23 protein-coding genes are annotated in these 21,668 nt (G+C 67.5%); 15 read left to right on the top strand and 8 right to left on the bottom strand.

Features of this window, described 5'->3' with window-relative positions; genetic code table 11:
- Window positions 1-11: 11 nt before the first annotated feature.
- The 10 genes from ABD104_RS25945 to ABD104_RS25900 all read left to right on the top strand — a co-directional run bounded on the left by ABD104_RS25945 (window position 12) and on the right by ABD104_RS25900 (window position 10,494).
- Window positions 12-2,132 carry an acetate--CoA ligase family protein gene (locus tag ABD104_RS25945; protein WP_343928467.1) on the top strand — a complete coding sequence of 707 codons (2,121 nt, stop codon included), beginning with the start codon at window positions 12-14 and terminating at the stop codon, window positions 2,130-2,132.
- A gap of 30 nt (window positions 2,133-2,162) precedes the next feature.
- The gene (locus ABD104_RS25940; RefSeq protein WP_087841250.1) at window positions 2,163-3,326 is read left to right on the top strand and encodes an acyl-CoA dehydrogenase family protein; all 1,164 of its coding nucleotides are present in this window, start codon (window positions 2,163-2,165) and stop codon (window positions 3,324-3,326) included.
- A gap of 141 nt (window positions 3,327-3,467) precedes the next feature.
- Window positions 3,468-4,259 (top strand): FAD binding domain-containing protein, encoded by a 792-nt coding sequence (locus ABD104_RS25935; RefSeq protein WP_343928466.1) that lies wholly within the window; start codon window positions 3,468-3,470, stop codon window positions 4,257-4,259.
- A 43-nt stretch (window positions 4,260-4,302) separates the two neighbouring features.
- Window positions 4,303-4,758, top strand: coding sequence for an SRPBCC family protein (locus ABD104_RS25930; RefSeq protein ID WP_087841252.1), 456 nt, complete (start codon window positions 4,303-4,305; stop codon window positions 4,756-4,758).
- The gene (locus ABD104_RS25925) at window positions 4,755-5,252 is read left to right on the top strand and encodes a (2Fe-2S)-binding protein (protein ID WP_279818394.1); all 498 of its coding nucleotides are present in this window, start codon (window positions 4,755-4,757) and stop codon (window positions 5,250-5,252) included. The genes ABD104_RS25930 and ABD104_RS25925 overlap by 4 nt, the downstream gene beginning before the upstream one ends.
- On the top strand, window positions 5,245-7,605 hold the full coding sequence (locus ABD104_RS25920; RefSeq protein ID WP_343928465.1) for a xanthine dehydrogenase family protein molybdopterin-binding subunit: 2,361 nt from the start codon (window positions 5,245-5,247) through the stop codon (window positions 7,603-7,605). The genes ABD104_RS25925 and ABD104_RS25920 overlap by 8 nt, the downstream gene beginning before the upstream one ends.
- On the top strand, window positions 7,602-8,336 hold the full coding sequence (locus tag ABD104_RS25915; protein ID WP_087841255.1) for an enoyl-CoA hydratase/isomerase family protein: 735 nt from the start codon (window positions 7,602-7,604) through the stop codon (window positions 8,334-8,336). The genes ABD104_RS25920 and ABD104_RS25915 overlap by 4 nt, the downstream gene beginning before the upstream one ends.
- A gap of 29 nt (window positions 8,337-8,365) precedes the next feature.
- On the top strand, window positions 8,366-9,328 hold the full coding sequence (locus tag ABD104_RS25910; RefSeq protein ID WP_343928464.1) for a Bug family tripartite tricarboxylate transporter substrate binding protein: 963 nt from the start codon (window positions 8,366-8,368) through the stop codon (window positions 9,326-9,328).
- A gap of 21 nt (window positions 9,329-9,349) precedes the next feature.
- Window positions 9,350-10,081, top strand: coding sequence for an SDR family oxidoreductase (locus tag ABD104_RS25905; protein ID WP_343928463.1), 732 nt, complete (start codon window positions 9,350-9,352; stop codon window positions 10,079-10,081).
- Between the two features lie 11 nt (window positions 10,082-10,092).
- Window positions 10,093-10,494 (top strand): hypothetical protein, encoded by a 402-nt coding sequence (locus ABD104_RS25900; protein ID WP_087841258.1) that lies wholly within the window; start codon window positions 10,093-10,095, stop codon window positions 10,492-10,494.
- A gap of 35 nt (window positions 10,495-10,529) precedes the next feature.
- Here the strand turns inward: ABD104_RS25900 and ABD104_RS25895 are convergent, their stop codons facing one another.
- The gene (locus ABD104_RS25895; protein WP_343928462.1) at window positions 10,530-11,222 is read right to left on the bottom strand and encodes a TetR/AcrR family transcriptional regulator; all 693 of its coding nucleotides are present in this window, start codon (window positions 11,220-11,222) and stop codon (window positions 10,530-10,532) included.
- 181 nt (window positions 11,223-11,403) lie between these two features.
- Here ABD104_RS25895 and ABD104_RS25890 point away from each other — a divergent pair, with 181 nt between their 5' ends.
- The 3 genes from ABD104_RS25890 (at window position 11,404) to ABD104_RS25880 (ending at window position 14,361) form a co-directional block, all read left to right on the top strand.
- Window positions 11,404-12,231 carry an alpha/beta fold hydrolase gene (locus ABD104_RS25890; RefSeq protein ID WP_343928475.1) on the top strand — a complete coding sequence of 276 codons (828 nt, stop codon included), beginning with the start codon at window positions 11,404-11,406 and terminating at the stop codon, window positions 12,229-12,231.
- Between the two features lie 70 nt (window positions 12,232-12,301).
- Window positions 12,302-13,273: a Bug family tripartite tricarboxylate transporter substrate binding protein gene (locus tag ABD104_RS25885; RefSeq protein WP_279818386.1), complete on the top strand. Its 972-nt coding sequence runs from the start codon at window positions 12,302-12,304 to the stop codon at window positions 13,271-13,273.
- A 179-nt stretch (window positions 13,274-13,452) separates the two neighbouring features.
- The gene (locus ABD104_RS25880) at window positions 13,453-14,361 is read left to right on the top strand and encodes a LysR family transcriptional regulator (protein WP_279818384.1); all 909 of its coding nucleotides are present in this window, start codon (window positions 13,453-13,455) and stop codon (window positions 14,359-14,361) included.
- Window positions 14,362-14,377: 16 nt separating this feature from the next.
- Here the strand turns inward: ABD104_RS25880 and ABD104_RS25875 are convergent, their stop codons facing one another.
- The 4 genes from ABD104_RS25875 to ABD104_RS25860 form a co-directional block, all read right to left on the bottom strand.
- Window positions 14,378-15,562 (bottom strand): FAD-dependent monooxygenase, encoded by a 1,185-nt coding sequence (locus tag ABD104_RS25875; RefSeq protein WP_087841263.1) that lies wholly within the window; start codon window positions 15,560-15,562, stop codon window positions 14,378-14,380.
- A gap of 3 nt (window positions 15,563-15,565) precedes the next feature.
- Window positions 15,566-16,558: a Bug family tripartite tricarboxylate transporter substrate binding protein gene (locus ABD104_RS25870; RefSeq protein ID WP_087841264.1), complete on the bottom strand. Its 993-nt coding sequence runs from the start codon at window positions 16,556-16,558 to the stop codon at window positions 15,566-15,568.
- Window positions 16,559-16,667: 109 nt separating this feature from the next.
- Window positions 16,668-17,132 (bottom strand): MarR family winged helix-turn-helix transcriptional regulator, encoded by a 465-nt coding sequence (locus tag ABD104_RS25865; RefSeq protein WP_279818380.1) that lies wholly within the window; start codon window positions 17,130-17,132, stop codon window positions 16,668-16,670.
- Window positions 17,133-17,226: 94 nt separating this feature from the next.
- On the bottom strand, window positions 17,227-17,508 hold the full coding sequence (locus ABD104_RS25860) for an HU family DNA-binding protein (protein WP_087841266.1): 282 nt from the start codon (window positions 17,506-17,508) through the stop codon (window positions 17,227-17,229).
- A 371-nt stretch (window positions 17,509-17,879) separates the two neighbouring features.
- Here ABD104_RS25860 and bioB point away from each other — a divergent pair, with 371 nt between their 5' ends.
- Together bioB and arfB are read left to right on the top strand one after the other, a co-directional pair.
- Complete coding sequence (bioB, locus tag ABD104_RS25855) at window positions 17,880-18,881, top strand: biotin synthase BioB (protein ID WP_087841267.1); 1,002 nt, start codon at window positions 17,880-17,882, stop codon at window positions 18,879-18,881.
- Between the two features lie 7 nt (window positions 18,882-18,888).
- A complete protein-coding gene (gene arfB, locus ABD104_RS25850) occupies window positions 18,889-19,311 on the top strand; it encodes an alternative ribosome rescue aminoacyl-tRNA hydrolase ArfB (RefSeq protein WP_087841268.1) in 423 nt (140 codons plus the stop codon).
- 16 nt (window positions 19,312-19,327) lie between these two features.
- Here the strand turns inward: arfB and ABD104_RS25845 are convergent, their stop codons facing one another.
- From ABD104_RS25845 to ABD104_RS25835, 3 genes are all read right to left on the bottom strand, one after another.
- On the bottom strand, window positions 19,328-19,888 hold the full coding sequence (locus tag ABD104_RS25845; protein WP_087841269.1) for a DUF1415 domain-containing protein: 561 nt from the start codon (window positions 19,886-19,888) through the stop codon (window positions 19,328-19,330).
- Between the two features lie 12 nt (window positions 19,889-19,900).
- A complete protein-coding gene (locus ABD104_RS25840; protein WP_087841270.1) occupies window positions 19,901-20,791 on the bottom strand; it encodes a cation diffusion facilitator family transporter in 891 nt (296 codons plus the stop codon).
- A 115-nt stretch (window positions 20,792-20,906) separates the two neighbouring features.
- Window positions 20,907-21,611: a hypothetical protein gene (locus ABD104_RS25835; protein WP_343928461.1), complete on the bottom strand. Its 705-nt coding sequence runs from the start codon at window positions 21,609-21,611 to the stop codon at window positions 20,907-20,909.
- Between the last annotated feature and the right edge of the window lie 57 nt (window positions 21,612-21,668).

The following is a 21,668-nucleotide window of genomic DNA, read 5'->3' as shown; positions in this document are numbered from 1 at the left end:
AGGGGTATCGCATGTCTTCATTCGCTCTGGACCGCCTGCTGCGGCCCAAGTCGATCGCCGTGGTCGGCGCTTCGCCCGAGCCGGGTTCGGTCAGCGGCCTGCTGTTGGCCAACCTGCAGCGCTTCGGCTATGCCGGGCAACTGCATCTGGTCAGCCGCAGCCGGGACGAAGTCAACGGCATCCGCTGTTTCAAGTCCATCGACGAACTGCCGGAAGGCGTGGACGTGGCCGTGCTGGTGGTGCCGCAGGTGGCGGTGGCCGATTCCGTCGCGGCCTGCGGGCGCCGGGGCGTAGGCGCGGCGGTGGTGTTCGCCTCGGGTTTTGCCGAAATGGGCGACGAAGGCCGGGCCGCGCAGGAGGCCATGGCCGCCATCGCGCACCGCCATGGCGTGGCGGTGCTGGGGCCCAACTGCCTGGGGTTCATCAATTTCGCGGATGCCGTCCCGCTGACCTTCGAGCCGGTGCAGCCGGCGCCGGTCCGCAGCGGTCCGCGCATAGGCATCGTGGCCCAGAGCGGCGCGATGAGCGGCAACCTGCGCCAGGCCTTCCTGGGGCGCGGGCTGGGGGTTTCGTTCTCGATCTCGACCGGCAACGAAGCGGTGCTGGGCGCCGAGGATTTCCTGTCCGCGCTGGTCGATGCGCCCGACGTCGACGCTTTCGCGGTGTTCGTCGAAATGCTGCGCAAGCCCGCCGAATTCCTGCGCGTGGCGAGCCGCGCGCGCGAGCTGGGCAAGCCCATCGTGCTGATGCACCCGGGCCGCAGCCAGCGCGCCCGCGAGGCGGCCAAGTCGCACACGGGCGCATTGGCGGGCGACCACCAGGTCATGCGCACGCTGGTCGAGCGCGAAGGCGTGGTGGTGGTCGACAGCATGGACGAAATGTTCGATGTGACGGCCATCCTGGCGCGCTACCCGCAGCCCGTGACCGAAGGCCGGGCCGCCGTGGCCTCGAACTCGGGCGCCCTGCGCGGACTGGCGCTGGATTTCTGCGAAGACATCGGCCTGCAGCTGGCCGATTTCCAGCCCGCCACGATGCAGGCCTTGTCGCAGATCCTGCCGGACTTCATGGCGCCCGACAATCCGCTGGACCTGACGGCGATCGGCATGCAGAAACCGGAGATCTTCGGGCTGTCGGCGCGGGCCATCCTGGACGATCCCGGCGTGGGGAGCCTGATCATGCCGCTGATGGGCGGCTCGCCCGCGCAGCAAGTGGCCAAGGCGGATTCGCTGTTGCCGGTGATGCAGGCATCGCGCAAGCCGGTGTGCTTCGTCATCATGGGCGACAGCGGCCCGCTGGGCAGCGAATTCCTGGAGCGGGTCCATGCGAGCGGCATGCCGTTCCTGCGGTCGCCCGACCGCGCCATGCGTGCCATGGCCCACGTGCACCGCTACGGACGCCTGCACGCCGAGGCGACCGAACGCAGCGGGGCGGAATCCGGCCTGCGCCGCGACGATCTTCAGCCGGGGCCGCTGGCCGAGTTCAAGGGCAAGCAATGGCTGCGCGAGCTGGGCATCTCCACGCCACGGGGCGGGCTGGCCCGCACGCCGGCCGAAGCCGAGGCGCTGGCGCGCGAGATCGGCTATCCGGTGGTGCTCAAGGCCCAGGCCGACACGCTCATGCACAAGAGCGACGTGGGCGGCGTGGCGGTCAACCTGCGCGATGCCGCGGCGCTGGGCGATGCGTGGCAGCGCATCCAATCCTCGGTGGCCCGGCATTGCCCCGATATCGCGCTGGACGGCATGCTGGTCGAGGCCATGTCCAGCCCCGGCCTGGAACTGGTGGTGGGCGGGCGCCGCGATCCCAATTGGGGCGTGGTGACGCTGGTGGGGCTGGGCGGGATATGGATCGAGGCCTTGCACGACGTACGCCTTTTGCCGCCCGACCTGACCGAGGCGCAGATCATGCGTGAACTGCAGCGGCTGAAGGGCGCCAAACTACTGTCCGGCCTGCGCGGCGCGCCGCCGGTGGACGTGGCGGCGGTCGCGGCCGTGGTGCGGCGCCTGTCCGCGCTGATGCTGGCCAATCCCGGGATCGCGGAGATCGACATCAATCCGCTGATTGCCTTGCCCGCGGGCAAGGGCGTCGTGGCCCTGGACGCGCTGTTCGTCATGGATGCGGCGCCGGCGTCCTGAGGGCGCCGCGCTTGTACGGAGAGCAATCTTATGTCGTCATTCGATAGCGAGACCTTTCCTCAGTTGATGGACTCGGTCGAGCGCTTCATCCGCCAACGCCTGATGCCGCTGGAGCGGCAGGTGGAGGAAAAGGAGGAAGTGCCGCCCGAGGTCATCGAGGAAATGAAGCAAATGGGCCTGTTCGGCCTGGGGATTCCCGAGGCCTACGGCGGCTGCGAACTGGACCTGATGCAGGAATTGCAGGTGCAGATGGCCTTCAGCTATACCTCGCCGGCCTTCCGGCTGGTGTTCTGGCCCAACGTGGGCATAGGCAGCAAGGGCCTGGTGCTGGCCGGTACCGAGGAGCAGAAGCAGAAGTATCTGCCGGGCCTGGCCAGCGGCGAGCTGCGCGCGGCATTCTGCCTGACCGAACCCGACGCCGGTTCGGACGCGGCCAGCCTGAGGACGCGTGCCGAGCGCGACGGCGACATGCTGGTCATCAACGGCACCAAGCGCTTCATCACCAACGCCACGCGTGCCCACGTCTTCACCGTCATGGCGCGCACCGACCCGTCCCGTCCGGGCGCGGCCGGCATCAGCGCCATCCTGGTCGATCGGGATACGCCGGGGCTGCACATAGGCAAGTCCGAGAAGAAGCTGGGCCAGCGCGGCTCGCCCATCAGCGACGTGATCTTCGAGAACGTGCGGGTGCCGGTATCCAACGTGATAGGCGGGGAGCCCGCGCTGGGGCAGGGGTTCAGGACCGCCATGCAGGTGCTGGATCACGGCCGCATCAGCGTGGCGGCCTCCGGGCTGGGCATGGCGCGCCGGCTGATCGACGAGGCGGCGCGCTACGCCCTGCAGCGCAAGCAGTTCGGCCAGCCCATCTCCGAATTCCAGCTGGTGCAAGCCATGCTGGCCGATTCCGAAACCGAATACCTGGCCGGACACGCGCTGGTGATGCAGGCGGGCCAGGCCCTGGCGCGCGGAGAAGACGTGCGCAACCAGGCGGCGGCCGCCAAGTATTTCTGCTCGGAGGCGCTGTCGCGCATCGCCGACCGGGCCCTGCAGATCCACGGTGGCTCGGGCTACGTGGCCGATCACCACGTCGAACGCCTGTACCGCGATGCCCGGGCGCTGCGCATCTACGAAGGCACCTCCCAGGTCCTGCAACTGGTCATCGCCCGTACGATGCTCAAGCGCTACCAGGATTGAGCGCCATTTTCGACACTTATCGAAAATGTTTGTGAGGCCATCGCAAACCCGTGTTTCAGCCTTTGCGGTGTTTCTTCTACAGTTAGCGGGGATCAGGCGGCGCGGCATGTCGCGGCCGCCCACGATAATGACGGAGACGATGTGTACCCCCTGAGCTATGTGCGTCCGGCCACCTTGCAGGAAGCGCTGGACTGCCTGGCCCGCGAGCCCGAAGCCCGCCCCCTGTCGGGCGGCATGACCCTGGTGCCCACGCTCAAGCAGCGGCTGGCGGCGCCTTCGCACCTGGTTGACCTGACGCGCCTGCCGGAGCTGCAAGGCATCTCGCGCGACGGCGACATGCTGAAAATCGGTGCCGCCACGCGCCATGTGCAGGTGGCCGAATCGGCCCTGGTGGGCGAGACCATTCCGGGCCTGGCGGCCCTGGCCGGCCTGATCGCCGATCCGCAGGTGCGCAACCGCGGCACCATGGGCGGATCGGTGGCCAACAACGATCCCTCCGCCGACTATCCGGCCGCCGTGCTGGGGCTGGGGGCGACCGTGGTCAGCAGCGGCCGGCGCATCGCCGCCGACGATTTCTTTACCGGCATGTTCGAGACCGCGCTGGTCCCGGGCGAGATCATCGTGGGCTTCGAGTTTCCCATTCCTCGCCGCAGCGCCTATGCCAAGTATCGCCACAAGGCCACGGGCTACGCGGTAACGGGCGTGTTCATCGCCGATACCGCGCAGGGCGTGCGGGTGGCGGTGACCGGGGCCGGGCCCTGTGTTTTCCGCTGGCACGAGGCGGAGGCGGCGCTGGCCGGCGGCGACGCCGGGGCGCTGGCCACGGTTCCCCTGGATGCCGATGAACTGAACGACGACCGCGCGGGCAGCGCCGCCTATCGCGCCAACCTGGTGCGGGTGATGGCGCGGCGCGCCTGGGCGCAATTATCTTGAATCGCGGACGGCCCGGAGCGAGGCCGAGCAAGGTGGAGAAGTCATGGAACTGAAAGGATCGCATACGTTGCGGGCGCCCCGCGAACGGGTGTGGGAATACCTGAACACCCCGGAAATCCTGCAGGCATGCGTGCCCGGCTGCGAATCGTTCACCGCCGGAGCGGCGCAGGACGAGTACGCCGCCGTGGTGGTGGCCGCCATCGGCCCGGTGAAGGCGCGCTTCAAGGGGACCCTGAGCATCGCGGACAAGCGCCCGCCGCAGGGCTATCGCATCGTCGGCCAGGGCGACGGCGGCATCGCCGGCTTCGGGAAAATGGTGGCCGATGTCGAGCTGGCCGAAGACGGGGAGGGCACGGTGCTGACCTACGTGGCGCAGGCCCAGGTCGGCGGCAAGCTCGCGCAGATAGGCGCGCGGCTGGTGGGCTCGGTCGCCAACAAGATGGCGGCCGAGTTCTTCGAACGCTTCAGCGCCAAGGTGGAAGAGAAGGTCGCGCCATGAGTCGTGTGGAACTGCGCGTCAATGGCGTGGCGACGAGCCGCGAGGTGGATGACCGGACCCTGCTGGTGGAACTGCTGCGCGGCGAGCTGGGCCTGACCGGCACCCACGTCGGCTGCGACACCAGCCAGTGCGGCGCATGCACGGTCAAGCTCGACGGCGCCGCGGTCAAGTCGTGCACGGTGCTGGCCGCGCAGGCCAGCGGCGGCGAGGTGCTGACCGTGGAGGGATTGTCGACGCCGCAGCAGCTGGGCGAGGTGCCGGCGGCCTTCGTCGCCTGCCATGGCCTGCAATGCGGTTTCTGTACGCCGGGCATGATGATGGCGATCGACTACTACCTGGATACCGACGGCTCGCTGGACGACGAGCGCATCCATCGCGCCCTGGAAGGAAACATCTGCCGCTGCACCGGCTACGTCAACATCATCGAGGCGGTCAAGCACGCGGCTCGTGCCCGTGCCGAAGCGGGCAAGCCGGTCGGGAGGCAGCATGGATAGCCGATTGGTCGGCCAGCCGCGCCCGCGCGCCGAAGACCAGCGGCTGGTGCGGGGCCAGGGCCGCTATACCGACGACGTGAATCTGCCCGGCCAGGCCTACGGCGCATTCGTGCGGTCCACGCATGCCCATGCCATCATCCGCGGCATCGACATCGAGGCGGCGGCGCAGGCGCCCGGGGTGATCGCCGTGCTGCGCGGCCAGGATTACCTGGATGACGGCCTGCGCGGCATGGACCATATTCCCAATCCCGCCGATGCCATTGCCTTCAAGGAGCGCGCCTTCCAGCATTCGCTGACCGGCAGCATTTTCAATCAGCGGCATCTGCCCTTGGTGGTGGATCGCGTGCGCCACGTCGGCGAGCCGGTGGTGCTGGTGGTGGCCCGCAGCATGCGCGAGGCGCGCGATGCCTGCGAAATGGTGCAGATCGACTATGAGCCCTTGCCCGCCGTGGTGGACGCGGTGCAGGCAATGGAAGACGGGGCGCCGCAATTGTGGGACGGCGCCCCGCGCAATCTGTGCTTCCAGGCCCGGGTGGGCGATGAGGCCGCGGTGCGCGAAGCCTTTGCCCGCGCCCATTGCGTCGTGCGCCGGGAATTTCGCAACAGCCGCGTCGTCAATTGCCAGATGGAGCCGCGCTCGGCGCTGGGCAGCTTCGACGCCAGTTCCGGCGAATACCTGCTGATCTCGGGTAGCCAGGGCGTGACGCGCCAGCAGATGTGCATCGCCGATGCATTGGGGATATCCCCGGCGAAATTGCGGGTGGTGTCGCCTGACGTGGGCGGCGGCTTCGGTCCGCGCAGTTGCGTGAATCCCGATCAGCTTGCGGTGCTGTGGGCCGCGCGCCGCGTCGGGCAGCCGGTGAAATGGACCAGCGACCGCAACGAGGCCTTCCTGTCCGACTACCAGGGGCGCGACCAGGTCATACGGGCGGCCATCGCATTCGATGCGCAAGGACGCATCCTGGGCATAGACAACGAGATCATCGGCAATATCGGCGCCCATACCGTGTCGTATGTGCCGCTTGCCAACGGCTCGCGCATCATGACTACGGTCTACCACGTGCCCGCGGCCACGGCGCTGCTGTCCGCGGTGCTCACGAACACGCCGCCAACCGGTCCTTATCGGGGCGCGGGCCGTCCGGAAGCCACGCATGTGATGGAGCGCATGCTGGATATCGCCGCCGACGAGATGGGCATGGACCGCATTGAACTGCGCCGGCGCAATCTCATCCAGCCGGCGCAGATGCCGTATCGCAGTCCCATGGGGCTGACCTACGACAGCGGCAGCTTCGCCGCTAACATGGAGCGGGCCCTGGTGGTATCGCAGTGGAGCGAGGCGGAGCAGCGCAAGCGCGATGCGCGCGCGCGCGGCAAATTGCTGGGCACGGGGCTGGCCAATTATGTGGAGTCGCCGGTGGGCGCGCCGCGCGAGCGCATCGAGATCACCATAGGCACCGACGGCAGTGTCGACTTCGTGGTCGGCACGCAAAGCACGGGGCAAGGACACGAGACCAGCTTCGTCCAGGTGCTGGCCGACGAGCTGGGCGTGCCGTTCGAGGCCGTGACCATGCGCACCGGCGATTCACGCTTCGTCAAGGTGGGCGGCGGTTCGCATTCGGACCGTTCCATGCGCCTGGTGGGCCACCTGCTGGTGCAGGCCGGCGAGCGCCTGCGGTCCACGGCGCTGTCGGCCGCGGCATCGATGTGGGGCCTCCAGGTGCAGGACCTGTGCTACGAGGACGGCCGGGTGCGCGACCAGGCCGGGCAGCATGTGGCCGGCCTGGGCGAGATCGCGGCCCATATCGGGCGCAAAGGCATGCCCGGCAATCCGGAAGAGCGCCGTTTTTTCGCCGAGGCCGAGTTCAACGGCCGCATCGCCGCCCATCCCACGGGCACGGCGGTGTGCGAACTGGAGATCGATCCCGAGACCGGCGACGTGGAGATCATGCGCTATACGTCCATCGACGACGTCGGACGCCCGATCAATCCGCTCATCGTCGAAGGCCAGGTGCATGGCGGCCTGGCGCAAGGCATAGGGCAGGCCTTTTTCGAGGACTACCATGTCGATCCGGAAAGCGGACAGATCTTCAGCGGTTCGTACATGGACTACGGCGTGGCGCGCGCCGGGGCGATCCCGCGGCGCTTCGACGTGGAGCTGACCGAAGACCGCACCCACGGCAACGCGCTGGGGGTGAAAGGCGGCGGAGAGAGCGGCATCACGCCTGCCACGGCCGCCATTTTCAACGCGCTGGCCGACGCGCTGCGCGGCATCACGCGCGAGGAATTGCCCATGCCGGCCACGCCCGCCGCGATCTGGTCGGCCATACAACGCGCACAAGGAGTACAGCCATGAGCGAGCCGGTATCGGTACGCAGCCATTCGGGCCTGCTGGATATCGTGTTGAACACCCCCGAGAACGGCAATCTCATGAGCGCAGAGATGGGGCGGCTGATCATCGATGCCGTCTCCAACCTGGACGAGCAGGTCCGTTTGATCCGCCTGTCGGGCGAGGGCGAGGATTTCTGCGCCGGGCGGGTCTCGCCCATGCCCAGGCCGGGCTCGACGCCGACCGGCGAGGCTTTGCGGCGTAATGTGGCGATGCCGGCGCTCGCGCTGTACGACGCGCTCAAGACGGCGCCGGTGCCGGTGCTGTCCGTCGTGCATGGCAAGGCCTATGGCGTCGGCTGCGCCCTGGCGGGCGTGTGCGACATCACGCTGGCCGCGGAAGACGCGAGCTTCCAGATTCCCGAGATGGAGCGCGACATTCCTCCTGCCCTGGTGATGTCGGCGCTGATCGGCCGGGTGCCGATGAAGACGATCGCGCGCATGGTGCTGACGCGGGACCTGGTGGGCGCCCGCGAGGCCTGGCAGGCCGGTTTGGCCAGCGAGGTCGTCCCGCGCGCCGAGCTGCGGTCGCGGGCCGACCGCATCGCGGCCACGATCCTGGAGTGCAGCCCGGTCACGGTGCGCGCGGTCAAGCAATTCATGGAGCTGGCGCCGGGATTGCCGGTAGGCACCTCCAGCAGCCTGGCCGGACATCTGTCCGGCACCGCGCTATCGGCCAAGTTCGAGCGGCCGGCGTGACGACACGCTTTACAGAGGAGACGATATCAATGAAGAAGTGCCTTGCCGCGTTTGCCGCGATCACTCTGATGTCCGGCGCGCCGGCCCTGGCCGCCGACTACCCCGTGCGGCCCGTGCGCATGTTGCTGGGATATCCCGCGGGCAGCGGCATCGACAATGTGGCGCGCCAGGTGGCCGCGGGATTGGAAAAGGAACTCGGCCAGCCGGTGGTGGTGGAAAACAAGGCCGGCGCGCTCGGCAACCTGGCCGCCGACTTCGTGGCCAAGGCGCCTGCCGACGGCTACACCATCCTGTTCACGCCGAACTCCACCCATGCGGCCAACGTCCATTTGTTCAAGAAGCTGCCCTTCGATCCCATCAAGGATTTCGCGCCGGTGGGCACGGTGGCCAGCCTGGGGTTCGTCCTGCTGGTGGCGCCCGAACACACCAAGGTCGACAACGTCGCGCAGTTGACCAAGATGCTCAAGGATCAGCCCGGCAAGTATTCGTGGGGCAGCGGCAACGCCACGGGACAGGTGGCGGGAGAACTCTACAAGACACTCGCCGGCGTCGATGCCGTCAACGTGCCTTACAAGGGCGTGCCGCCGGCCATGACCGACCTGATCGGGGGGCGGGTGAGTTTCCTGTTTGCCGACGCGACGCTGGCCATTCCCCAGCTCAAGGGGGGCCGCGTGAAGGCGCTGGCGGTGACGGGCAGCAAGCGGCCCACGTCGTTGCCCGATGTGCCCACCATGGCCGAAGCCGGGGTGCAAGGCTACGACCTGGGGGGATGGTTCGGCATCTTTCTGCCCGCCAATCCGCCCGAGTCCGTGCGCAAGACGCTGAGCGCCGCGTTGCTCAAGGTCACCGGCAGCCCCGAGATGGCCCGCTTTCTGCGTGGCATCGGCGCCGAACCCCTGAGTGGGGGGCCGGACGATCTCGCGCGGGTGGTGGCGGTCGATACCGAGAAGTGGGGGCGCATTATCCGCGCCGCGGGCATGACCGTCGAATGACGGGCAACGGACGGGGCAAACATGCGAAGTCTTGAGGATCGCGTCGCGATCGTGACCGGCGCCAGTTCCGGCATAGGCCGGGCCGTGGCGGTGGCGTTCGGCCAAGCCGGCGCGCGCGTGGTGCTGGCCGCCCGCAGCCGGGATGCCTTGGACGAGACGGCACGGATGGTACGCGAGGCGGGCGGCGAGGCGCTCGCCTGCGTCACCGATGTCGGCCGTGAGGAAGACGTGGCGCGATTGTTCGGCGCGGCGCTTGCCGCCCATGGCCGCGTGGACGTGCTGGTCAACAACGCAGGCGTCACCACCAGCCAGCCTATCGAGGACATGAGCCTGGACACCTGGCGCAGCGTCCTCGATGTGAACCTGACCGGTGCTTTCCTTTGCAGCCGCGAGGCCTTTCGGGTCATGAAGCCGCGGTGCCAGGGGCGCATCATCAACATCGGCAGCGTGGCGGCCAAGGTGCCGAGGCCGGACTCGGTGCCGTACACGACGACCAAGCACGGCTTGTCCGGCATGACCCATGCGCTGGCGCTGGACGGACGGGCGCACGGCATCGCGGTCAGCGTGCTGCATCCCGGCGTGACCGAGTCGGCGCTGGCCGCCAAGTCCGGCCGCAAGTTCGAACCCGGCGAGTTGATGAAGGCCGAGGACGTGGCCCGCGTCGTGCTGCTGATGGCCAGCCTGCCGCCCGAAGTGAATTTTTACGAAGGCACGATGTTTCCGCTGTCCATGCCTTTGCTGGGTAGGGGCTAAAATCCCGAGGCATGAACGCCTCGTTTCCCATCCGCAAGGAATGCCCGCCCGGTGCCTGTATCTGCGAACGCGACCATTTGCTGGCCGACCCGCAGGGCGATAGGCGCATTCTTCTTTTGACCAAGGAAGAAGAGAAGCGGCTGGTGGCTCGCCTCGAGGCCCTGGCCTCCCTGGAGGACCTGATGGCGATGCAGGCGCGCATGCATGCGCAACTGGGTATCGTGCTGCATATCGAGCCCAGCGCCAACGAAGTCCGTACGGTGCGCGGTATCGCCATCGAACTGGCGGAACAGCGGGGCTTGTGCCGCAAGACGCGTGAGGCCATTCCCGCCGCGATCCGCCGCTGCTTCGAACGCACGCCCGGGATCGTCTACGCCTTGCTCGATTCGCGCGACCTGTTGGGAGGGGCGTAGCCCGCACGGCGGGCCGCGCCGCATGGCGTCGCCGCTCAGTCGGTGGATGCCAGCGCCTGCCGTTCGGCGTCCATGGGCGCCAGCCCCTCGATGGCCAGGCGCAGCAGCGCGCGCAGCGAGGCCAGGCCGACGCCGGGGCGCGGCGTGGGCTGGCTGAGCCAGCGCCGCACTTCGGCCAGATAGATGGTGACGAACAACGAGGCGATGAGCTCGGGGGCCGCGTTGCTGCCTATTTGCCCCTGCTCCTGTTTGCGCCGCACCACGTCGGCCAGCATGGCGTAAATGTTGGCGCGGCGGGCGTAGAAACGGCGCGTTTCCTCGCCACGGTCGCTGCTGCGAGCCAGGAAGTCCGAGGTGGCCTGCACGGCCGGCCGCGAGATCTGCGGATGCCTGGCCCAGTAGCGGTACCGCAGCTCGAAGAAAGCCATGAGCAATTCGATCAACGGGCCGTCCCGCTGTAGCACCCTGGCGCCTTTGTCGTTCACGGCATCCAGGTCGTTGTTGACGATCATCATCAACAGATCGAGCTTGTCCTCGGCGTAGACGAAGATGGTTCCGATGGCCACTTCGGCGCGCTGCGCGATCTCGCGCGTGGTCGCCGCGTCGTAGCCTTTTTCCAGGAAGACGTCGCGCGCTGCGTGCTTGATGCGCCGCAGCTTGTCGAGTTTGGCGCGCTCGCGCAAGCCCAGTTCCTGGTTCGGGGACGACGAAGCGGATGGATTCTTCATGAAAGAGCAGGACGCGAAGGAATGAGGGGCGGCGGGGCCGGGCCGCCTATTCTAGAAGAACTCGGCAGGCCTCCCGCGCGATGATGCAAGATTCTCTTGATAAGTAAAGAAACTTTATATAAGGTGTGATTATCATAAGCGCCGGATGTCACCGGACGCGAGAGAGACAAGGGTGTACGAAATGGTCGACGCGCTGGGGCAATCCGCCCGGATCCACACCACGGTTGACGATGGCCGGGCCGTAGTCTGGCGGCAATGGGGCGCCGGCCCGCTGGTCGTCCTCCTGCACGGCAACAGCGGTTCGTGGACGCATTGGGTGCGCAACATCGCCGCTCTGGCCGAACGCTTCACGGTGCTCGTGCCCGATCTGCCCGGCCATGGCGATTCCGACCTGCCGGCGGGCGACGTGTCGTGTGCCGCTTTCGCCGGTCTGTTGTGGCGCGGCATCGATCAGATCGCGGGTCCCGATGCAAACGTGGCGCTCGCCGGATTTTCCCTGGGCTCGGTCCTGGGGGAGAGCATGGCGCGGCAACAGCCACTGCGCGTCCGCCAGATACTGTTGTTGCGCGGAGCTTTCACGCGCACGGTGCCGAGGCCGCCGGAATTGCTGCGTTGGCGGGGCATAGCCGATCCGGCCGAGGCCACTCGCATCCACCGGCACAACCTTGAAGTGTCCATGTTCGGCGACGCCGCCCTGGTCGATGACCAGGCCGTCCGGCTGCATGCCGACAACCTGGAGCGTTGCCGGCTGGACACCCGGCCGCTGCTGGCCAGCCGCGAACTGGAGGCTTTCCTGGGCCTGCGTTGTCCGGTGCACGGCATCGCCGGCGAACGCGATGTCTACGGCGGCGGCGATGCGCCCGCGCAAGGCCGCGCCTTGTGCGAGGCGTTGCCGCAGGCTGTCTTCGACATGATTCCCCGGGCGGGCCACTGGGCGGCCTACGAGGCCGCGGATACGGTGAATGCCCTGATGGTGCGGTCGCTGGAAATGAAACATGATCAAATTTGATCGCGTTCAAAAATAAGAAAGGCCGCCACCGAGCGGCAGGACCCATATGGCTATGAGAAAGGAGACTGCAATGAAGAAGATGATCATGACGGCCCTGGCGACCGCGACCGTGCTGGCCTTGCCGGCGGCGCAGGCGCAAGGGGATTTTCCCAATCGTCCGCTGAGGCTGGTGGTATCGTTCCCGCCGGGCGGCAGCACGGACCTCATCGCCCGCGTCATGGCACCCGTCATGTCCAAGCAGCTGGGCCAGCAGGTGGTGGTCGAGAACAAGGGCGGGGCAGGCGGCAACATCGGCGTCGAATCGGTGGTTCGATCGGCGCCCGATGGCTACACGATGGTATTCAGCGGGGCAGGCGCGCTGGGCATCAACAGCGTGTTGTATCGGACGATGCCTTTCGATCCCGTCAAGGACCTCATCCCGGTCAGCATGGTTGCGAGCTCGCCCTTTGTCTTGGTGGGACCGGCGAACTCGCCGTACAAGGACGTCAAGGCCCTGCTTGCCGCGGCCAAGGCAGAGCCGGGCAAGCTGTCGATCGGCCATGGCGGCCTGGGCACGGTCATGCACCTGGCCAGCGAGCTTTTCAATCAGATTGGAGACGTGAAGACCGTCCTGGTGCCCTACAAGGGCACGGGCCCGGCCACCACCGATGCGCTGGCCGGGCAGATTCCGCTGGCGATGAGCGATACGCCCAGCGCCATGGCATATATCAAGGAAGGGCGCATGAAGGCCTTCGCCGTGACGACGCGCGAACGGTCGAGCTCGCTGCCCGACGTGCCGACGCTGGACGAGTCGGGCATGAAGGGCTACGAGGCCATGGGCTGGTTCGGGATCGCCGTGCCCGCCGGCACGCCCGAACCCGTCGTCAAGCGCCTGAACGCGGCGATCCGGGCGGCGCTGAGCGACCCCGGTGTGATCGAACGCGTGCGCGCGGCCGGCGCCGATCCTGCGCCGACCTCGCCCGAAGAGTTCCGCAAGATCATCGCTACCGATATCTCGAAGTGGGGCGATATCGTGCGCCGGACGGGGTTGAAGCTGGACTGATGCCCCCCCTACGCGCTGACGCGCGCCCAGAATGGTGGGCCCCCAGCCGCTACGCGGCAGCCCCCCAAGGGGGCCGGGACCCGTGGGGCGTGCGGGTGGACCGGCGGAGCCGGATCCACCGCATCCTGGGTCTGGGGCGGTGATGCGCAAAGAGGGGGGAAAACTGAAATAATTGGCGCATGAATATTTCTTTGCGCCAATTGCGGGCTTTTCTGGGGGTGGCGGCATCGGGTAATTTCACCCGCACCGCCCAGCGTCTGCATCTTAGCCAGGCGGGGCTGAGCGCGACCATTCGCGAACTCGAATCCCAGCTCAATACCCGGTTGTTCGAACGTACCACCCGCGCGGTGGTGCTGACCGAGGCCGGCCGTGTCTTTCTGCCCGCGGCGGAGTTGGTCGAGCGTGAACTCAGCGCCGCGGCGGCCCGTCTGCGCGACATGGGGCGCCAGGAAGGCGCTGCCCTGCGTCTGGCGTTTACGCCCTTGATGGCGGCCAATGTCGTGCCGGAGACCATGCGTCGGTTCCTGGCGGACCACCCGCAGGTCGAGGTCGAGATCATCGCCGGCAGCCCCCTCGAAATCCAGCAACTGGTCGAGACGGGCGAGGCCGATGCGGCGTTCGGCGCGTTTTTTTCCAAGGTGTCGGGGCTGGTGCGCAAGGCGCTGGCGCCATCGGGGCTGCTGGCGGTTTATGCGCCGGGAAGCTATGCGCCGGTTCCGTCGGCGAAGGGGCGCAAGGACACGACCTGGGAGATCCTGCGCGATCAGCCCTATGTGGCGCTGACGGAAGACAGCCCCATTCATCAATTGGCGGAAGAGGCCCTGTTCAAGCACCAGATCAACATCGGCCGCCGCATCGCCGTACAGCACCTGGATACGGCGCTGGGGCTGGCAGAGCAGGGCTTCGGCATCGCCATCATTCCGGAGTTTTCGCAAAGCGCGTGCGCACGCTACGCCGTGGAGCACCGGGTGATCAGTCCGGCGGTGACTTTCGATTTCTGCTACGTGATGCGGGCGGGGGCGCCCCGGCCCGATACCTTGACTGAATTCACCGAGGTCTTCAAGGCCGTGATGGCGACCCGCACGTAGGGGAAGGCGCGGCCGATCAGATGGGCACGGTTTCGACGTCGTAGGTGAAGAGCCACTCGTAGCGTTCCTTCACCCGGTCTTCCTGCCATTCGCGGTTCACGTAGGCGGCCGCGCCCTCGGCGTGGGCCAGTTCCCGGTTGTGGAATCGCTTGGCGTTGGCATTGGCGCCCAGGATGACATTGGCGGTGCGATCCTTGCGTGCCTGCTCGTAGCGTTGCAGCGCCTGCGCCGGGTCCGCGTACTGGCGCAATGCGCGCGCCAGGATGTAGCCGTCTTCCAGGGCCATGCCCGCGCCTTGCGCGAGGAAAGGCAGCATGGGATGGCAGGCGTCGCCCAGCAGGGTGGCCCGGCCTTCGCTCCAGCGGGGCATGGGGTCCCGAACCATCAGCGCCCATTTGTAGGGAACGTCGATGGCGCGCACCAGGGTATGCACGTCCTCGTTCCAACCGCGCAAATCGTTCAGGCATTCTTCGGTGGTGCCGCGCTCGGTCCAGGACTCGACCTGCCAATCGCTGCGTTCCACGGCCGCGACGAAGTTCACCAGCTTGTAGCCGTGCAGCGGATAGTGGATGACGTGGGCGCCGGGGCCGACCCAATTCACGCCCACCGGGCGGCTCAGGCGCTCGGGCAGCTTGTCGGCCTCGATCACGCCGCGCCAGGCGACCAGGCCGGAGAAATCGGGCCGGTCGGCGCCGAACAACTGGCCGCGTACCAGCGAATGCACGCCGTCCGCGCCGACCAGCACGTCGCCCTGGAAGCTTCGGCCGTCGGCCGTGTAGGCGGTCACGCCGTCGCCGTTCTGCTCGAAGCGCTCGAACTTGGCGCCCAGCACCAGGGCGTCGGGATCGGCGCGCCGCACGCCGGCGGCGATGGCCTGGTGCAGGTCGGCGCGATGCACGGTCAGGTACGGATAGCCGTAGAGTTCCCGCGATACGTCGCCCAGGTTGAACAGGTTCCAGGTCTGGCCGGTGTTCCACAGCCGCACGATCTTGCCTTCCGGCTCGCAGGCCTGTTCTCTCAAGTCGCCTTCCAGGCCCAGCGCGTACAGCACGTGCACGGCGTTGGGCCCGAGTTGTATGCCCGCGCCGACTTCCTTCAATTGCGGGGCTTGTTCCAGGATGCGGACCTGGAAACCTTGTTGGAGCAGGGCGAGGCCGGCGGTCAGTCCGCCCAGGCCGCCGCCGGCGATGATGATGCGCATGAGTCAGTCCAGTGTGGTGTTGGTGCGTTTGATCAATTCGGCCCAGCGCTTGGTGTCGCTCGCCAGGAAGCTGCGGAATTCGTCCGGCGTGGTTTTGATGACGTCCTGGCCGCCGGCCTTCATCTGGCTCATCAGCTCGGGATCGTCCTGGGCCGCGCGCAGCGCGGCATTGAGCTTTTGAACGACGGCGGCCGGGGTGCCGGCAGGCGCCACCAGGCCGGTCCAGGAATACGATTCGAAATCGCCGCCGAAGACTTCGCGCACGGTGGGCACCTGCGGCATGTCGGCCGAGCGCGTGGCGCCGCCGGTGGCAAGTACCTTGGCCCGGCCGCTTTCCAGGTAGGGCCGCACGACGGTGATGGTCTCCAGCGTCATGTCGATCTGGCCGCCGATCATGTCCGCCAGCGCCGGCGCTCCGCCTTTGTAGGGAACGTGCAGGATGTTCGCGCCGGACACCTCCTTGAACCATTCGCCGGTCAGGTGGTTGATGGAACCGTTGCCGGCGGAACCGTAGGACACCTTGTTCTTGGCGGCATAGGCGACCAGTTCCTGCAAGGTATTGGCGGGAAAGGCATGGCGCACCACGAGCAGGATGGGGCTGCGCGCCACCAGGCCGATGTGCGCGAAGGATTCCATCGGCGAGTAGGCCAGGTTGCGGTACAGCCCTGGCGCCACGCCCAGGCTGCTGGTGCTGGCCCACAGCAGGGTGTGGCCATCGGGCTTGGCGCGCGCGACCGAGGCGGAGCCGACCGTGCCGCCCGCGCCGGCGCGATTCTCGATCACCACGGGTTGGCCGAGTTGTTTCGACAGCGTCTTGCCCACCAGTCGTGCGGTGGTATCGGTGGGACCTCCGGGCGGGAAAGGCACGACGATGGTGACAGGCCCGGCGGGAAATTCGGCTGCCGCGGCCGATGCGGTGCCGGCCAGGGCCAGTGTTGCCAAGGTGGCGAGGCACGCACGCCGCATCGGCATTGCGCGCAGGATCCGCTTGTTCATCGATGTCCCCTCATTGTCCGTGTTGGGGGACTATAAAGTGAAGCGATGAGCGAGCTGAATCACATAATAATTATGGAATCACAAGGAATTTCGATCAGCGCGATGCACGCTATGTGGCGCCGATATGCCGGCTGCGCAAATCGTCGATGACGGTGCGCAACAATCCGCGAAAGGTCTTGAGCTCCTTGGGGCTGAGGCTGGAGAAGGCCTCCTGCTCGAAGCGGTTCAGCTCGCGCGTGCCGGCCTCGACCACTTCGCGTCCGGCCGGGGTAAGCGTGATGCGCAGGATGCGCCGATTGCTGGCGTCTTCCTTGCGCTCGAGCAGGCCGCGCTCTTCCAGGGTCGAGAGCAATTGGCCCATCGACTGGGGAGTGACGTAGAAGCGCCTGGACAGATCCGCGGAGGACAGCTTTTCACGGTGCGCGACCACGGACAGCACGGTGAACTGGATGCCCGTTACGCCATAGGGCTTGAGCAGGGCGTCGCTGAAGTTGCGGAGGGGATGGTGTACCTGCGAGACCAGGTAGGTGGTGCTGGGACCGCTGAAGGGCTCGGCGGGTTGGTCGGTAGACAAGAATGACTCCGGGAGCGAAGGATTCTTGCAGTGTAAGGCAGACTGATTCGGCGCGCACCGCCGCGGTAGGCGGGGGCGCGCGTGGCGGCGACGCTTACTTGGCGTCGACGGCGTCTTTCAGGACCTTGGCGGCGCTGAAAGCGGGGGCCTTGCGGGCAGCGATCTGGATCGCTTCGCCGGTACGGGGGTTGCGGCCCGTCTTGGCGGCTTTTTCTTTCACCGAGAACTTCCCGACGCCAGGCAGCACGACCTCGTCGCCCTTGGCCAGCGTGTCGCGCAGGGCATCGCCCAGCGCATCGATGAAGGCTTCGGAGACATTCTTGGGTTGTTGGGTGCGCTCGGCGAGAGCGTCGATCAGTTCCTTCTTGGTGCGCATGCGTACTCCTTGAAAAAATATCGGCAGACGGGCCGGATGGCCCTCTGCCTATGCACAGAGCCGGCATTCAAACAATCTTGGAGCAGAAATGCAAGTCCGGCGGTCAACGGCGGCGACCGGCGCAGCGGCGGGCGAGAGCGGCCACTGCGCGGCGGCGCCCGCGAACCCTACCTGAAAAATCCTGCGAAGTTGCAACAGCCGTAGGCGTCATGTTGGCCGCGACTTCGTTCAAAATCAGGGTGTACGCGGCAAGTTCGCCGATTTTTAAGGCAAAAAACGGATTTTGAATATTTGATGCCGCCGTCCGGCTTGCTTACCATGTGCACTGGCGCCGGCCCGCGGGCCGCGCCATTCCCCGTGAAGGAGTTCCCATGCAAGCTGATCCCGCCGTCGCGCCCGCGGCCGCCGCTGTTACATCTCGCCGCAATTGCGCATCCTGGAACGTCGATGCCGTGCTGGCGCTGTTCGAGCTGCCGTTCGCCGATCTGCTCTATCAGGCGCAGCAGGCGCACCGGCGCTTCTTCGATCCCAACGCCATCCAGTTGTCGACCCTGCTGTCGATCAAGACCGGCGGGTGCCCCGAGGATTGCTCGTACTGTCCGCAGTCCTCGCGCTACGACACGGGCGTCGAGACCGAGAAGCTGATGCCGCTGGCCGAGGTGCTGGCGGCGGCCCGGGCCGCCAAGGACAACGGCGCGACGCGGTTCTGCATGGGTGCTGCCTGGCGCAGCCCCAAGCCGCACCAGGTGGACGCGGTGGCCGACATGGTCAAGGCGGTCAAGGACCTGGGCCTGGAAACCTGCGTGACGCTCGGCATGCTGCGCGACGGCCAGGCCGAACAGCTGCGCGAGGCCGGGCTCGACTACTACAACCACAACCTGGATACCTCGCCCGAGTTCTACGGCCGCGTCATCACGACGCGTACCTACCAGGACCGGCTGGATACGCTGGGGCGCGTGCGCGACGCCGGGATCAAGGTTTGCTGCGGCGGCATCGTGGGCCTGGGCGAATCGCGCCGCGAGCGGGCGGGCCTGATCGTCCAGCTGGCCAACATGGATCCCTATCCGGAGTCGGTGCCCATCAACAACCTGGTGCGCGTGCAGGGTACGCCGCTGGCGGACAACGCCTCGGTGGATCCGTTCGAATTCGTGCGCACCATCGCGGTGGCGCGCATCACCATGCCCGAGGCGGTGGTCCGGCTGTCGGCGGGGCGCGAGCAGATGGACGACGCCTTGCAGGCCCTGTGCTTCCTGGCCGGCGCCAATTCCATGTTCTACGGCGACAAGCTGCTGGTCACCGAGAACCCGCAGGCCGAGGCCGACCGCGAGTTGCTGCGGCGGCTGGGCATGCGCGTGGATACGGCCGCGCACTGAGGCCCGCATGCCGCTCCTGCATCTGGCTCCCGGGGTCGCCATCGATGAAGACGAGATCGTCTTCACGATGATCCGCGCGCAGGGGGCGGGCGGACAGAACGTCAACAAGGTGTCGAGCGCGGTTCACCTGCGCTTCGATCTCGGCGCCTCGTCGCTGCCCGAGGCGTGGAAGGAGGCGCTGATGCAGAAGGCGGACCGGCGCATCTCCAGCGCCGGCGTGGTGGTGATCAAGGCGCAGGCCTATCGCAGCCAGGAAAAGAACCGCGCCGACGCGCTCGAGCGCCTGGCGGCCCTGCTGGCCTCGGTGGCGGAACCGCCCAAGCCGCGCAAGCCCACGCGGCCGACCAAGGGGTCGCAGCAGCGCCGCCTGCAGCGCAAGGTCCGGCATGGCGAGATCAAGCGCATGCGCGGGCGGGTGAACGAGGACTGAAGCCCGCGCGGGCGTCCTACAGCCCCAGCTTCTTCCAGCCTTCGTGGCCCAGTTCGCGCAGCGTCTCGATGTTGCGTTCGTAGATGCTCTCGGCTTCCGGGAACGCCTCCACCGCCTTGTCCACGCTGGCCTCGCGCAGCAGGTGCAGGGTGGGGTAGGGCGAGCGGTTGCTGTAGTTCTCGATGTCGTCGGCGCCGGTGCCCGCGAACTGGTAGTCGGGATGGAAACTGGCGACCTGGATCTCGCCTTCCAGGCCCAGCGCTTCCACGGCGGCGTCGGCCTCGTCCAGGAACTCGTTGTAGTCGTAGAAATCGGCCAGCGTCCAGGGGTGGATCAGCAGCAGGGTGTCGACCTGTTCCGGGTCGCTCTGCGCCAGCGTGCGCAGGCAGGCGCCCAGTTCCTCGAGCAGCGCGTCGGGGTCGCGCGCATCGCTGACCACGTACTGGATCTGGCCCTTGGTATGGACGGCCTTGGCGAAGGGACAGAGATTCAGGCCGATGACGGCCTTCTCCAGCCACGCGCGGGTGGCGTCGATGATGGCCGGATGGGTGAGGGAGTCGGGCGGGGACGTGAACATGATGCGTGGCGCTCAGCTGATGCGGACCTCGGGCGAGGCGACCGCCTGTTGTTCGGGCTCGATGTGGATGACGATGGAGCTGCCTTCGATGTAGCCATGGATGGCGGTTTCCAGCCGGTCGCAGATCGCGTGGGCGGCGCCCACCGACATCGCGCCGGGCACGACGAGATTGAATTCGATGAAGACGCGGGGGCCCGAGCGGCGCGAGCGCAGGGTGTGGGCCTGCAGCGCCCCGGTGCCGTGGTCGCGGATGATCTGCCGCACGTCGTCGACGATCTCGCGCGACAGGGCTTCGTCCATCAGGCCGCCCACCGAGTCGCGCATCAGCTGCCACCCCGACCACAGGATGTGCAGCGCCACCAGGCCGGCGATGATGGAATCCAGGCGGGTCCAGCCGGTCAGCGCCACCAGCGCCACGCCGATCACGACGCCTATCGAGGAGACCACGTCGGTCCACAGGTGGCGGCCGTCGGCGACCAGCGCCGGCGAGTGCCAGCGGCGCCCGTAGCGCATCAGCAGGGTACCCCAGGCGCCGTTGATCAGGGTGGCGCCCAGGTTGATCGCCATGCCCAGCACCGGCGCGTCGAGCGGGCGGGGATTCATGAAGCCCTGGTAGGCCTCGCGCAGGATGGTCAGCGCGGCGAACACGATCAGCGTGCTTTCCAGGACCGCGGACAGGTACTCGGCCTTGTTGTGGCCGTAGGGGTGGTTGGCGTCGGCGGGCATGGCGCTGACCGACAGCGCGACCACGGTGATGACGGCCGTGGCCACGTTGATGATGCTTTCCAGCGCGTCGGAATACAGCGCGATGCTGCCGGTGAGCCGGTAGGCGAGGTATTTCAGGCCAAGGACGGCGATCCCGACGACGATGGTGATCACGCCGAATCGCGTGGCGCGTGTCATGGGGACTCCGTTTGCCCGTGGCGCGGGGCGGACAGGACGGGAGGGAGCATGGGCTCGGGCAGGCGTGCGGATCCCGGCATTCTAGCCGGGTCCGCGCGGTTTGCGTGCCCGCCGCTCAGCGGCCGCCCAGGCCGGGCAAGAGGCCCCGCAGGTCGGGTATCTGGAACGAGCCGCCGGGCATGTCGAAGCGCGAAGGCGGGGGCGCGCGGTCGTCCAGGGTCTCGACCCGGAAGCGGTCGCCGAAGCGCAGCAGGCCCAGCCGGTCGGCCTGCAGGCGCCGCGCCAGGTCGTCGGCGCCGGGCGGAAGCAGCGTGCCCGACAGCGAGGCCAGGCTGCGGCCCAGTTTCAGCGCCGCGGCGGTCAGTTCGCTGGCCGCCGGCGCCGAGGTCAGGACCAGTTCTTCGGTGCGCCGCTGCCGGCGGCCGTCCTCGTAGGTCAGCACGTAGACGGTGCCGCCCAGTCCGGCCACGGTTTCGCTGCGCGTGGTCGGTTGCAGGGAGACGATGGCGCTGACCTGTTCAAGGGCGGCCGTCGGGCTGGGCATCAGGCCGCCCGCCATGCGCATCAGGTCGGCCGCTTCCATGACCACCTGCTGCCCGTTGACGCGGCTGACGGCGTAGATCTTGTCGCCGCGGGCCAGCAGGTAGTTGTTGGGGCTCTGGGGCGAGGCCGCCCGCAGATTGTTGCCGGCGTATTCGACCGAGGCGGAGAAAGGCTGCCCCCGGTCGTCCAGCCCGGCCAGCCGGGCGGTCCCGGCGGCGTGGGCGAGCAAGGGTAGGGACAGGGACAACAGCGCCGTGGCGGCGATACGTAACATCATGGTCCAGGCTCCATGCGCAGCGGCCGTGCGCGGTGCAAACCGCTTGGACCGCCGGCG

The sequence above is a fragment of the Pigmentiphaga daeguensis genome, from assembly GCF_039523035.1.
Taxonomy (GTDB): domain Bacteria; phylum Pseudomonadota; class Gammaproteobacteria; order Burkholderiales; family Burkholderiaceae_B; genus Pigmentiphaga; species Pigmentiphaga daeguensis.
Note: the sequence above shows the minus strand (reverse complement) of the source record. Positions and strands in the feature narration are given on the sequence as shown.